The organism is Haloferax litoreum, assembly GCF_009674605.1.
In the GTDB taxonomy this organism is placed as follows: domain Archaea; phylum Halobacteriota; class Halobacteria; order Halobacteriales; family Haloferacaceae; genus Haloferax; species Haloferax litoreum.
In genome coordinates this window covers 2,279,066-2,293,293 of sequence record NZ_WKJO01000001.1, presented here as the reverse complement: position 1 = coordinate 2,293,293, position 14,228 = coordinate 2,279,066, and the positions used below count along the sequence as shown (strand labels likewise).

Sequence of the window (14,228 nt, the reverse complement as noted above, 5' to 3'; positions counted from 1 at the left end):
ATGGGTCGGCGCGGGTCCCGTATTCCAGACATCGACCTCGATTTGGGCTTCGACGTCAGTTTCGACCACCCCTTCTCGTTCGATTTCGACCGCGAGCGAACGCGCCATCGAGCAGTCGCGCTCGTCGTCTCGCTCGTCGTCGGTCTCTTCGTGACGTGGCTCGCAGTGGACCTCTTTCCCTTCCACTCGGTCAACGACGACGAAGGCGTCTACCTCACACAGGCAGCAATGCTCTTGGACGGGAAGGTGTTCCTCTACCCCGGTGCGCTCGCCGACGCGGTCAGGCCGTGGTTCTTCGTCGTCGAAGCGACGACGAGTGCACCCGGCGGCGTGCAGATGTACTCGAAGTACTCGCCCGTGGTCCCAGCGATGTTCGCACTCGGGTTGGCTGTCGGTCTGCCGAACCTCGTCTTGGGTGCTGTCGCTGCCGCGAACGCCGGTCTCGTCTACACGCTTACCGCAGACGTATTCGACCGCGAAACTGGCGTCGTCGCCGCGGCCCTGCTCGTCCTCTCGCCGCTGTTTCTCCTCACGTCGGCGACGTTCCTCGCGTACGCACCGGCGACGATGCTCAACCTCGCGTTCGCCGTCTGCTACGTCAGGGCCGCCCGACGCGACTCGTCGGGGTACGCCGTCGTCGCCGGCGCACTCGTCGGCCTCGCGTTCTTCGCACGCCCGTACACAGCCGTCTTGTTCGCGCTTCCGTTCATCGCGCACTCGCTGTGGGCACTCGCCAGTGCGTGGCAGGCCGGAACCGGGTGGCCCGTCTTCCGCCGCTACGTCGCCATCGCTCTCCCCGGACTCGCCTTCGTCGGCCTGACCCTCGCGTACAACGCCGTCGTGACCGGCGACCCCCTCAGGTTCCCGTACATCGCCTTCGCCCCTCTCGACGGCATCGGGTTCGGTCGGCGAGCGATACTCGGCTACGACATCGTGTTCACGCCCACGCTGGGTGTCCAAACTGCTATCGAGGCACTCCGGTTGCTCGTGACTCGCTGGGGACCGATGGGGTGGCTCGGAACCGTCGCCGCCGTCGTCGGCCTCGGCCTCACGGCCCAGCGATGGTGGCGACACCGGACCGGCCGAAGCCTTCGGGGAAGTGACAGGCGGCGCTACCACGGCCTCGGCGGACGCAAGAGGGCGTTCGCTGAGTTGTCCGACGACGCACTGGCGGCGATTCTGCTCGGCGTCTTCGTCTCGGTGTTCGTCGGCAACGCCTTCTTCTGGGGGACGCACAACGGCCTCCGAAACGGCCTCATCGACCTCCTCGGGCCGTTCTACCACTTCGACGCCCTCGTCCCACTCGCCGCCTTCGGTGCGGCCGGAATCCTCGGATTCGCTCGCGTCCTGCGACGCCTCGCACACCGCCGATTTTCGGCTTCTGAGGCGCGTGGCGTCGTTTTCTCCGTCCTGCTCGTCTCGGCACTCGTCGCCGGCGGCGTCACTCTCGATGCCGCAGGCGACCCGTACGACGAGAATCGCCTCCGAACTGAGAACCTCGCAGCGACGTACGAACCACTCCTCGACGCAGGGTTCGAAGACCCACCGCTGACGCCGTCGGTTCCGGCAGTCGGGACAGGTGGAGCGAGCGACGGTAACGACGAGACGAAGGCACTCGTCTTCCACCCCGACCCGTACGGCGACTGGTCGGCCCATCCGTTCCAGACCCTCCGTAACGACCCCGGATTCGACGGACCTGTCGTCTACGCCATCGACGACGGTGCCGAACAGGACTTCACCGTCGTGGACGCGACGAATCGGACGCCGTACCGCTTTACGTATCGAGGAGCGTGGACCGGGGCAGTGGACCCCGTCGAACCGGAGTTGACCCGTCTGGATGTTCTCTCGGGTGACCGCGTCGATGCGACGACGACGCTCGGCACGCCCGCCGGAAGCAACACCGTCTCCGTCCGCGTCGAAGCGGGCGACGAGTACGCGCGGTACGACGTTCCGATGGGCGAGACCCACACCATCGAGTGGGATATCACGACTGACGGTGTCCGCGTGACGAACTACCCGCAGGCGGCCGGTCCCGAGCGAGTCTCGATACCCTCCGGTGCGAGCGAAGTCGCACTCCTCGTGACCTACGTCGGCGACTTCGGAGAGACGGTGACGTATCGACAGACCGTCTCCGTCGAACGGTCGGGTGGCGACGTTCGCGTCGTCTGGCCACCGGAGACGCGCGTCTGCCGACTGACCACCGACTGCGGAACCGAAGGCGAGTGGGTCGGCCCTGACGGCGAGTACCTGCCGGGCGTGTCGGTCGAGACGAATGCAACAGTCGTCTGAAACCCCGTCTCACATCAGTTCGGTTCGTTCCTAACTAGTCAGGTACTGCGGATATGATTCGAAGAACCGTCAAGAGAGACGTAATGACGTTCAATCCTGACCGACGGGCGGTGCTGAAGACGATTGGTGGCGCAGGACTTCTCCTCGCAGGCGGGGCGGGTGTGGCGAGTGCGAAACCACCTCGTGACGGGCCCACTATCGTGAATATCGCGTCAGGTGACGACCGGTTCGATATTCTCGTCGCGGCAGTCGTCGCCGCCGAACTCGACGGCGCACTCAGCGGCAACCGACAGCTAACGGTGTTCGCGCCGACTGACGATTCGTTCGTTACCCTGTTTAGCGAACTCGCCGAGGACGACCTGGACGAAGATGATGTCCTCGACGCAATCGAAAGCGGAAACCTTCCCGGTGGCTTGACTCTCGCTGACGTGGTGAACATCCTCCTCTACCACGTCGTCCCCGGTCGGCGCACAGCGCAGTCAGTCCTGCCCGTGTCGAAACTGCCCACGCTGAACGGCGCGAAAATCGGCGTCGACGGACCCGAACTGAACGACGGGCAAGCGAACATCGTCGGCACGGACCTCGTGGCCTCGAACGGCGTCATCCACGTCATAAACGGTGTGCTCCAGCCGTAGTGCCCCAGTCCCACTCTTTTCTGAATCGTCGTCTTGCCCGAGCGAGTCGCTACAGCCAAGCGTTTCCCGTACGTCTCTGCTGAGGTGAACGCGACGGGGAGACACGGCTTCGGGGTGAGTTCGTGAGCACAGTCACTCGCGCTCGAGTTCTCGGTCTACTCGTCGCAATCGTCGTCGCCGAATCGCTGTTTTTCGTCGCGCCGTCAGGTCCAGCGTACTCGATTCCGATTCTCGTCGGGGCGGTGGCACTCGGGCTCTGGGTCGGTCGAGTGATGGAACGACGGCAGTGACGGGGCAGTAGACTCAATATTGACAACCCAGTATCATTTTGTATGGGCTACCTCCGCCACGCCGTTCTGTACCTCGGAGAAAGTGGTCTGGTCTCAGTCGTCGGGTTTACCTTCTTCTTCGTGGTTCGATGGCGGGTTTCCTTCGACCTCGGTCCCGTTGTGCTCCTGTACTTGCTCGTCGCGAACGTTCTCGTCCTCTTTCGCCGCATCGAGTTGCTGATGGACGAATTCACCGAGCGGAACGCACACAGATTCTCCTGAGAGCGCGAGCCATCCACGTATGCGCCGCTGTCGGTGAGCGTTACGAGGAAACAGTCTCGGCGACGGCGTCGTACACCGCGTCGATAGCCGCGCCGTAGTCGGTCTTGCCCTCGCCCTCGACCCACCGATACGTCACGGTCCCCGTCGAATCGAGCACGAAGATGCTCCGTTTGGCGACTTCGAAGAGGTCGTACATGTCGGGGAGGACGACGCCGTAGTCGTGGATGACCTCGTGTCTCCAGTCAGAGAGCATGGGGAAGTTGAGTTCCTCTTGCTGGATGAAGATATTCAATGCCGGCGGGAGGTCGACGCTAATGCCGTAGACCTGTGCGTCGAGGGCGTCGAACCGGTGCATCGAATCCCGGAACGTACACATCTCCGTCGTACATCCGCTGGTGAACGCCGCCGGGATGAACGCCAAGACGATGGGCCCGTCGCCGAGTGCATCACTGAGCGTGAACGAACTGATGTCGTTGTACACCTCGCCGCCTGCGATGGGGACGGAGAAATCGGGCGCGCTGTCGCCAACGTCGAGCATAGAGAGCAGTTGCAACCGCAGCGAGTAAACCGTTCGCCCGGTGGATTTCGTCACTAGCGACCCGAGAACGGGCCGGAGCGCCTACCTACGGTTCGCGCCGCCAGACGATTGCCTGCCCGTTCGCGATTTCGACTTCCGTAGACTCGTCCACGCCGGGCGCGACGAGGGCCGGTTCCCATCCGTCGGTCGGAATCTCGGGTGCGTTGTCGTCTTCGGCGGCGTCGGCGGCGAGGTACTCGGGTGAGACTTCGACCGGGACGCCCTCCATGTTCGCGGCGAACAGGAGTTGTTCGTCACCGTCGGACGAGCGGAGCGAGTCCGACGAGCCTCCGCTCGCTTCGCTTGCGGAGACCCCGTCCGGGGAGTTCCGGAATCCGTAGTAGAGGACCGTCCCGTCGGTCGGGTGACGGTAGGTGAAGTAGTCCTCGTCTTCGTCGAGGTCGGCCAGTAGCCACGGGCGGTCGTGGCGGAATTCTCTCGTCTGGAGGCGGTACGCCGAGCGCTCGTCGTCCTGGGCGTCGTGCCAGTGGCTCAGGTTGGCGAACTCGTGGATGTCGCGCATCCACGCGTAACCGTAGGCTTCGAGGTCTGACGCAGAAAGGTCGTCACCGAGCGGTTGGTCCATCGCCGAGAGCATGTCGGCCATCACGTCGAGGTCGTAGTCGGTCGCACCGACGGCAGACGAGAGGGCGTTCATGAACGTCAGGAGTTCCTCACGCGACTCGAATCCGAGGTTCTTCACACGGGGGAAGAACCGGTCGTCTTCGAAGTCCTCGTCGCGCACCTGCCAGTAGAGGAACTTCGACTCGTCGGAGACGACTTTGACGTTCCACGTCGGGTCGGTGTCGCGCATGAAACCCCACGGGGCGCGCATGTTGGCGTGGACGAAGTCCATCGGAACGCCCGGGAGGAAGCAGTGGAACAGCATCGACGACGCGGCGTTGTCGTACGCTTCGTCGAGCGTCTCGGGGTAGTCCTCACCGAGGTAGGGGTTGACCGGCGACTGGTTGAACTCCACCGTCGGGTCGATTTGCGTCCCGCGGCGGACAGTGTCGTGGTTGGCGACGCCCGTCAACCAGTTGCCGCCGAACTCGCCGACTTCGCGAACACGCCACCACTTCGTCGCCCAGAACGTGAGCAGTGCGGGCGTGTTGTGCGCGAACGTGATGGGCGACCACTGGAACGAGTGGGGGTGCTGTTCGATGAGCGCACGGTACGACGAGGCGAGTTCCCAGTCTTCGCGTGGCCACGGACGGCCGTCCTCGTAAACCATCCACGGCCGGTACTCTGTGCCGGCGACTTCCTGTGTGACGCGGTCCATCTCGGCGAGGAAGTCGTCGTCGTGGTACATTTCGCTGGTTTCGGGGTCGTAGGAGGTGAAGTCCTGCGCGCCGTCGACGCGAATCCCGTCGGCGCCGAAGTCCATCTTCCGGCGCTGCATCTCGAGGAAGACGGCACGCGCTGTCGGTTCGGTGTAGTCGAGGTGCTTGCCGTACATCCCCGGGCCGAGGATGTATCGGTCGGAGAGGAGTTCCGCACCTCTGTCGTCGGCGTGGCCGAGTGCCACGTCGAAGACGACTTTGATGGGTCGCGGCAGGTCGTGGCACGCGGCGATGAAGTCCACGAGTTCGTCCGGGCGGCCGGTTTCGAGGATGGCCGGGTTCGGCGCAGAAAAGGCGCTGACGACGATGTCGTAGCCCCAGTTTATCATCTCGGGGCGTGCGACTTCGACGTCGAGTGCGTCGTCGGACGTGGATTCGACCGACCAGAAGTCGTGTTCTTCTTCGTTCTCGGTCAGCGGTTCGACGGGCATCACCTGAATGCCGTCGTACCCGGCGAAGGCGCGTTCCCACGGGTCGAGGTCGTCGCCGGCGCGCTGTTTGGCGGCGATGTCTTCGTACACCTCGGCGAGGCCGGCGAGCGACCCGCGTTCGGTGGCGGTTCCGGGGTGAATCTCCAGCATGCTCGTCGCGGGGCCGATGCGCGGGAGGCCGTCGTCTTCGGTGGTCGAAACGCGTTCGTCGTCGGTACCGAGGGCCTCGAAGTATTCTCGGTCGGCGCGCGTCTCGTCGAGAACGGTCAGGTCGTACACCTCTGCGGGCGCGAACGCACCGAACGGGACGGAGTAGGAGACAGGGTCCTGAATCGTGTGTTCCTCACCGTCGTCGTCCTCGTAGACGAGTTGGTAAAGTGACCCGAGCGTGTCGCGTGTCCCCGCGCGGACGCCTTCGACGACTGCCCAGTGGTAATCGCCGGCGCGTTCCATCGAGATGCGGTCACGCTGGAAGGAGACCTGACGGTGGTCAGTCTCGCCGGGGTCGAGGTCCGCAGGCGGCGTCAGTATCTCGAGTTCGACGGCGTCGGTAGGAACGCCGTCTTCGACGAGTTCGGGCGTCCAGAAGCCGAACTCGACGGCGTCGTCGCTGACGTGCGCACCGAGTCGTGTCGAGAGTTCTTTCGCGGCCTCGAAAGTGTCGTCGTAGTTCGCAACGACCGTCTCGTACCACGAGACGAGGTCGTCCGTACGGTCGGATAGGAGCGTCGGGGTGCCGTATTTCGTGCTCATCGTGAATGGGTGAACAGCTGACAGAGGGTTGTCGAGAGGTACTCAGGCGAGGGGGCAGATTGCAACGTCGTCGACGCGAAGGCCACCTTCGGCGGCGATGGAGTCGCCGGAGACGATGTCCGTGGCGTCGACTGCGAGGTCACCGACGTCGACCGTGACCGGGTCGTCGCTGAAGTTCAGCGCGCAGAGATACGACCCGTCGTCGTGGTCGCGGACGAACGCGACGACGCGGTCGGAGTCAGCCTCGTAGTCGATGCGCCGGAACGACCCATTGTATCGGAGTGCAGGCGTCTCGTCGCGGACCTCGATGAGTCGCTCGTAGTGGTCGCGGATGTCGTCGCGGGCGTGCTTCCACGCGAGGGCGTCGCGGCGTCCGCGCTGACCAATCTCTTGGCCGCCGTAGACCATCGGGACGCCGGGGAGCGTGAAGAGTGCGCCCGCGGCGGCCATCGCTTCGGACTCACCGCACTCGACGATGTAGCGCGTCTCGTCGTGGTTTTCGAGGTAGAGCATGAACGCCGCGTGGTCGGGAAAGCCGACTTCGGCACGCTGGTCGATGGCGTCGAGGATGCGCTCGGCGGGTTCGTCGCCGCGGCCGACCTGCCGGAGCGTGAAGTACAGCGTCGTGTCGAAGTGCATGTCGAACATCCCCTCGTGGAAGTCGGCGATGTACGGAATGGTCTCGTCGAGAAGGAGGAACTCGGGGTCTTTCGACTTGACGCGTTCACGAATCTCCTGCCAGAAGGTGTCGGGGACGGCCCACGCCATGTCGCAGCGGAATCCGTCGGCCACGTCGGCCCACATGTCCACGGCGTCGAGGAGGTAGCGTCGAACGTCGAGGTTCCGGTGGTCGAAGTTTGCGATGAACTCCCAGTCGAAGTAGGTGCCCGGTTCACCGTTGTCCTGCCACTCGTACCAGTCGTAGTAGTCGGAGTCGGGGTTCTTGTACGCGTCCTCGAAGAACGGGTGGTCGCGCGCCGAGTGATTCAAAACGAGGTCGAAGAGGACCTTCATCCCGTGGTCGTGGGCGGCCTCGACGAACTGCTCGTAGTCTTCTCGGGTGCCGAGGTCCTCCGCGATGGAGTAGAAGTCCACGATGTTGTAGCCGTGGGGCGCGTGGTCGTTCTGGAGGACAGGAGTCAACCACAGGCAGTCGACGCCGAGCGATTCGAGGTAGTCGAGTCGCTTTTCGAGTGCCTCGAAGGTGTTGTCGGCCTCGTCGTCGTCAGAGGCGTAGCCCCGGACGTAAATCTCGTAGAGGGTCACCTCCTGTGCCCACTTTGGTGGGTCGTTGGGGCGGGAGACGGACGCTGACTGCGCGCCAGAGCCGTCGGCTTGACTCTTCGCTTCAACTTCGGTCTCCGCGACGCCACCGTCGGTCAGCGCATCGCGTTCGACGGTGACGGTGTCGGGGACGCTGTACGTCTCGTCGATGGCGACGGCGTGGACGCGAAGTCTGTCACCGATAGCCGAGAGCGGAACACGGAGTTCCCAGCCGTCGGTCTCGACGGCAGTCTCGTCTACTTCGTCCCGGTCGTCGACGACGAACTCGACAACCAGGTCGTCGCGGTCGGTCTCACTGTTCGGGTTCGGTTGTGGGTCGGCACGAACGACGACCACGTCGTCTTCGACGGTGGCATCGAGACGGATGCGTGGGCGCCCCCCGTCGCCACGCTGGGCCTCATCGGCACCGCTTCCGGACCCTGACGCGCCACCGCTGACCTGCGTCGGCCGGGCAGACCCGCTCTGGCCGCTGTAACCGCTCATTCCGCTCATCCCGCTGGCCCCGCTTCGGACCGACCCCGCGGGAAGGTACGAACCGGGGAAGACACGGATGGTCAGCGTGTGGGTGCCATCCGGGGCGTCGAGTTCGAGGACGTAGGTTCCCGCGGCGTCGGGGTCGAACTGGACGACCGCCTCGTCTTCGGCGAGTTCGAGGCTGCTGGCGACGGGCGCGCTTCGAACGCGCCACGCGTACTCGGCGTCGGGTGCTGGGTCGCGCGGTGCAAGTTGGACTGACTCACCGACAGCCATGAACTGCGGCGGTCCTGGGTGATGCATATGTACAGTAGAACGTACCGGGTGACTTTGTATTTACTCCCGTGAGAATACTTGTTTAGTCGGCAGACGGCCCCTACCCCGTCGTCAGAAAGGGTACGAAAGTTTACTAAGAATAGAGGTAAGATGGGCGACGAGCGGCCAATACTTATGGTTCGAGACCAACGTCTACCTCTATGCGACTTCGGACCGCGTTAAACGAATTCAAGCGTGACCGGGGTGGGCGCTTCCCAGAGGAGTGTCAGACCTCGGATGGCGCGTTCTCGGGCCATGGGGACCGACTCGTCTTCGTCGGTCTCAACGGGTCTCTCCGCGATTACTCGTCTGCGCTCTCCGGCCTCTATGGAATCGACCGCTCTCGGTTCGGTATCGAGACAGACGGCGAAACACACTGGTTCGACGAACTCGAATCCGTCCGGCAGCACTACTATCGAGAGACGAGTCTCGTCGAAACCGAGTACGACGCCGGCGAGTACACCGTCCACCAGTACGACCTGACACTCGGTCGCGCGCACGTGACACACGTCGAACTGCGCGGTGCGATTCCGACCGACGCCCACCTGACCGCGTTTCTCACCCTCGCACCCGAAGGGCGCGAGACGCAAGTCGGGCGACTCATCCATCAGGACGGCGGACCCAACGGGACGCAAGCCGTCGAGGTGTTCCATCGCGACGAACACGACTACGTCACCGCATCGACCGGTCTCGACGACGTTCGCGGCCAGATTCCCGAACGCTTCGACGAGATGCTCTCCGACGACGTGTTCGACTTCCCCCGTGAGGCAGTCCTCAATAGCTACGAAGACACGCACCTCTCCGGTGACGTGGTCGTCAGCGCCCCACTCGAACAGAATGGGCGGGCAGCACGAACGACACTCGTCACCCAACTCTCCGACCACAGCGAGATGGACCGGGTTGACGCACTCGCGGACCTCCAGCACTGCGCACTCCAACACGCGACGGCCGACGAACTCCGTGCGGCCGCACGCGAACAAGCAGAAGTGTACGTGCCCGAGGGGACGCCCCGCGAACGAATCGTCCGGTCAGACCTCCGTGCGCTCTCGCTCCTGACTGCACCCAGCGGCGCCCGCATCGCAGGCCCCGAGTTCGACCCGTTCTACGCCCACTCGGGTGGGTACGGGTACACGTGGTTCCGAGACGACGCAGAAATCTCGCGCGCACTCGCGCACGCTGACGACGCGTTCGAACTCGGCCTCGCAGACCGCCTCGCGACCAGCGCCGAGTTCTACTGTCGTACGCAACTCGAAGACGGGACGTGGCCACACCGCGTCTGGGCCGTCGACGGGAGCATCGCGCCCGGATGGGCACACGGCCGTGTCGAAGGTGCCGGCGACGGGGAGTATCAGGCCGACCAGACGGCGAGTGTGCTGACCTACCTCGCGACTGTCCTCACGGAGCGTCGTGACGAACTCGACGACGAACTCGTCGGCCGCATCCGCTCGACCATCGCGGCGGGCATCTCCGGACTCGACAGCAGTCTGGAAGACGACGGCCTCCCGATGGCGTGCCAGAACGCGTGGGAGAACATGGCCGGTCGGTTCACACACACGGCCGCGACGTTCTTGCAGGCGTACGCAACCATCGCCACCGCGCCACTCAACGAGGAGTTGCGCGAACACGCCGCCGAACAAGCGGCCCTCGTGTACGAGGGACTGGACAAACTGTGGGACGAAGACAGAGAGGTGTACGCGCTCCGCCTCGACCGAAACGGCGAACGCGACGACAGACTCGACTCCGCCACCTTCGCACTCGTCGACGCCGTGGACGCCTACGCCGACATCGAAGAGGTGGACTCCGAGACGGCGAACCGCCTCGTCAAGCACATGGCGGCGACGCTGAAAGGACTGTACCGGAACCCCCGCGGCGACGTGGCCGGGTTGGTCCGATTCGAAGACGACTACTGGCGTGCCGGTGGACAAGACGGCGAGAAAGTTTGGTCTGTCGCCACCTCGTGGGGTGCCAACGCCGCCGCGAAGTTCGGCGTCCTCTGTGACCGACTCGGCAAGGACGGACGCCGGTTCGTCGAACGTGCGACGAACCTCTACGAACTGCTCCAACCCGACGGCCCATTCTCGACGGACGCAGGCTACCTCGCCGAACAAGTGTTCGACGACGGGACGCCAGACAGTGCGACACCGCTCGGGTGGCCACACGCGATTCGGATGGAGACGACAGCCATCCTCGCAGAAATCGACGCGCTCCCGGCACCGAAACCCGCGCCGACTGGCCCGGAGAACCGACCCCGGTGGACGACCGGTGAGAAGTACGGAATCGGCACCGTCGCCGACCACGGGTCCGAAGACCCCTCGCGACTCTGGTACACGCTCACCGAAGGTGCACTCACCGAGGTTCGCTTCCCGCGTGTCGACTTGATGAACCTCCGGACGCTGGACTTCCTCGTCGTCGACGCCGACCCGAAGGCCGAGTACACGGCGCGGACCCACAACGAGACCCGACGCGACGACCACGCAGATACCGTCGAACGACGCGCCGAAATCGTCGACGAAGACGCACTCGTGTTCCGGCACGTCATCACCGAGACTGGTGATGGCCGCGGTCACGAGTGGGAACTCACCGTCGAGTACACCATCGACCCCGAACACGACGCGATGCTCGCGGACGTGCAGTTCGAATCCTTCGACGGCGGCGAGTACGAACTGTACACCGTCGCCGACACGGCACTGGCCAACACCGGAACGAAAGACCGGGGTATCCGTCTCGGCCAACTCGGAAGTTACCACCTCGTCGCACGCGACGCCGGCGCGTTCGATGCCGGTGAAGGACGCGATACGCTCCTCATCGACGAGAACGGTCAGGAGTACAGCGTCGCCATCGCACTGACTACTGCCGGACGATTCGAGTGGGCCACCGTCGGCGTCGCCGGGTCGAAGTACCTCGCGGAGTTCTTCTCCAAGGGCGAACTGCCGACCGCACAAGAACGCGTCGACGACGAGAACGTCGTCCTCGTCGGACGAATCGGGACCGGCGACGACCTCTCGGAGACGCTCGCACTCGGCTTGGCCGAACACGCCGACACCGCCGCCGCGCTCGGCGAGGCCGCCGGTGCGCTCACTCGTGGCTACGAGACGGTTCGCGGAGCGTACACCGACTCGTGGGAGGAGTTCCTCTCGGACAAAGACCTCCCAGATTCGGTCGCGAGCGACCCTGACCTCACGGCACAGTACAAGACCTGTCTGATGAGTCTCCGGGCAGTCGAGGACAAGACCTACCTCGGCGCAGGCATCGCGTCACCGTCGGTTCCGTGGGGCGAAGTCGTCCCTGCGGAGGAATCGAAGGGGTACGGGTACAACTTCGTCTGGTCGCGTGACCTCTATCAGGTCTTCACCGTCTTCGAGGCTGTCGGCGACATCGAGACGTCCATCGACGCGCTGGAATACATCTACACGCACCAGCAGGACGACCGGGGATTCATCCCGCAGAACACCTACCTCAACGGCCGGACCCGCTGGGGCGGCGAGCAGATGGACAACATCTCCTTCCCGCAGGTGATGGCGTACATGCTCACAGAACACGGTGTGACCTTCGACGACGTGGACTACGACTACGTCAACGTCAAACGGTCTGCGGACTACGTCGCTCGAAACGGACCGCCGACTGCACAGGAACGATGGGAAGAAGAAGCCGGATACTCGCCGTCGTCTATCGCGGCCGAAATCGCAGGGCTCGCCTGCGCGGCCGCCGTCGCACTCGATGAGGGCCACGACGAGGACGCCTTGGTCTGGCTCGCCCTCGCGGACGATTGGGCCGAGCGCGTGGACGACTGGACCGCGACCCGCACGGGCACCGACCGCCACACGCACACGCCGTACTACGTCCGCATCACCCGTGATGGCGAACCCGACGCCGGACACCTCCGGACGCTGGCGAACAACGGCCCGACGCTGGACGAACGCGAGATTATCGACGGCGGGTTCCTCGAACTGACACGCCTCGGCATCAAACCGGCCGACGACGAGATAATTCGCAACTCCATCGAAGAGACGGACGAGACGATTCGCGTCGATACGCCACACGGTCCGGCGTTCTACCGCTACAACGGTGACGGCTACGGTGAGCGCGAACGCGACGAAGAAGGTGCCCCGTGGTCTATCGACGCCAAAGGCAAGGGTCGCCTCTGGCCAATCTTCACCGGCGAGCGTGGTGAGTACGAACTCATCGCCGGAACCGAAGCGGGCAAACTCGCGCCGAAGAACCTCCTCCGGACGATGGCAGCGTTCTCCAACTCCGGTCGAATGTTGGCCGAACAGGTCTGGGACCGTGAACACTCGACGGCCTTCAACTGGGAGTTCGGCGAAGGGACCGGCAGTGCGACACCACTCGCGTGGTCGATGGCACAGTTCGTTCGCCTCGCACACGGTGTCGACGCCGGCGAACCGGTCGAGACGCCGGCGTTCGTCCGTGAACGCTACGTCGAACGTGACCGCCCGTCCGGGCCGAGTCTCCGCGTGAGCACCCGCTTCAAAGGCGACAAACTCGTCGTCTCCGGGCAGACTGACGCCGCCGTCGCCGCGGTGAAGACGCCCGGTGAGACGACGCTCGTCGAACCCGAAGACGAGTCGTTCGAAGTCGAAGTCGCCATCGAGTACGGCGAGAATCAAGTCACCGTCGCCGCCGCGACACACACCGACCTGACGAAGGCCGGAACGACCGTCTCGCGGTTCACGCTCTAAGCATACACTTCGGGCGAGTATTTTCCAACGTCTCCAGTAAGGTGCAATCGGTCGGGTAGTCGTGTCTGGCGGTGACCCGTGGGCATCACTGGATTTCCTCTCTTCACACAGTCCACGGCCGGAGACGTTCACCGAAACATGCAAAATTATTAAGGTGTTTCCTGGAATAGCTATCCCCGCCACGACACGTGTCGTGGTGATACAACGACACCCGGCCGTCTACCGACAGCCAACCCGAATTCCACGACGGCCGAGCGTTGCCCTTGCCCGCCTACGCGGTTCGTGCCACAAGAGTTGCCGCGTAGGCGTCTTCTGCATCGTCAGCGACGGCACCCGTCCTCTCGCCGCCGTCGCTCGGTGCCATCACTGCTTTCCAGCCTCGGGCCTAACGAGCACGTATGCCAGTGTACCAGCGTCGGACCCGCGTCGCTGCGCCCCTCGAACGCGTCTGGGAGTTCCACTCCGATATCTCGGGATTAGAGGCCCTCACACCGGCGTGGATGAACCTCGAAATCGTCGCCGTTCGCGGGCCCGACGGCGACAGCGACCCAGACGAACTCGTCGCTGGAACGGAAATCGAGATGTCGATGCGCCCGTTCGGTGTCGGGCCACGCCAGCGGTGGGTCTCGCGCATCCTCGGACGCGAGAAAGACGAGACGACGGCGTGGTTCCGCGACGACATGGCCGGCGGGCCGTTCGAGCGCTGGGTACACACGCATCGCTTCGTCGCCGACGGCGACGAGACGATTATCGACGACAGGGTCGCGTACGAACTCCCGTTCGGTCCGTTGGGCGAACTCGCCGGCGTCTTTGGTGATGTCGGGTTCGAGCCCATGTTCCGTGAGCGGCATCGACGGACGAAGGCGGCGGTAGAATAGA

The 14,228-nt window shown here is 64.2% G+C and carries 9 protein-coding genes; 6 read left to right on the top strand and 3 right to left on the bottom strand.

Features of this window, described 5'->3' with window-relative positions; genetic code table 11:
• The 4 genes from GJR96_RS11835 (at position 1) to GJR96_RS11820 (ending at position 3,475) form a co-directional block, all read left to right on the top strand.
• Positions 1-2,289 (top strand): DUF7846 domain-containing protein, encoded by a 2,289-nt coding sequence (locus GJR96_RS11835; RefSeq protein ID WP_151163102.1) that lies wholly within the window; start codon positions 1-3, stop codon positions 2,287-2,289.
• Between the two features lie 83 nt (positions 2,290-2,372).
• Positions 2,373-2,924: a fasciclin domain-containing protein gene (locus GJR96_RS11830; RefSeq protein ID WP_154326228.1), complete on the top strand. Its 552-nt coding sequence runs from the start codon at positions 2,373-2,375 to the stop codon at positions 2,922-2,924.
• Positions 2,925-3,046: 122 nt separating this feature from the next.
• Entirely contained in the window at positions 3,047-3,214 is a 168-nt protein-coding gene (locus GJR96_RS11825; RefSeq protein WP_154326227.1) for a hypothetical protein, read from the top strand.
• A 42-nt stretch (positions 3,215-3,256) separates the two neighbouring features.
• Positions 3,257-3,475 (top strand): hypothetical protein, encoded by a 219-nt coding sequence (locus tag GJR96_RS11820; protein WP_151163101.1) that lies wholly within the window; start codon positions 3,257-3,259, stop codon positions 3,473-3,475.
• Between the two features lie 40 nt (positions 3,476-3,515).
• Here the strand turns inward: GJR96_RS11820 and GJR96_RS11815 are convergent, their stop codons facing one another.
• The 3 genes from GJR96_RS11815 to malA all read right to left on the bottom strand — a co-directional run bounded on the left by GJR96_RS11815 (position 3,516) and on the right by malA (position 8,640).
• Complete coding sequence (locus GJR96_RS11815) at positions 3,516-4,013, bottom strand: redoxin domain-containing protein (RefSeq protein ID WP_151163100.1); 498 nt, start codon at positions 4,011-4,013, stop codon at positions 3,516-3,518.
• An 85-nt stretch (positions 4,014-4,098) separates the two neighbouring features.
• Positions 4,099-6,579: a glucosylglycerol hydrolase gene (gene gghA / locus GJR96_RS11810; RefSeq protein ID WP_151163099.1), complete on the bottom strand. Its 2,481-nt coding sequence runs from the start codon at positions 6,577-6,579 to the stop codon at positions 4,099-4,101.
• A 42-nt stretch (positions 6,580-6,621) separates the two neighbouring features.
• A complete protein-coding gene (gene malA / locus GJR96_RS11805) occupies positions 6,622-8,640 on the bottom strand; it encodes an alpha-amylase MalA (protein ID WP_305037521.1) in 2,019 nt (672 codons plus the stop codon).
• A 173-nt stretch (positions 8,641-8,813) separates the two neighbouring features.
• On the opposite strand from malA, the gene GJR96_RS11800 reads away from it, so the two are divergent.
• Positions 8,814-13,349, top strand: coding sequence for a glycoside hydrolase family 15 protein (locus tag GJR96_RS11800; protein WP_151163098.1), 4,536 nt, complete (start codon positions 8,814-8,816; stop codon positions 13,347-13,349).
• Positions 13,350-13,747: 398 nt separating this feature from the next.
• Positions 13,748-14,227, top strand: a complete 480-nt coding sequence (locus tag GJR96_RS11795; protein WP_151163097.1) for an SRPBCC family protein — start codon at positions 13,748-13,750, stop codon at positions 14,225-14,227.
• Position 14,228: the final 1 nt, after the last annotated feature.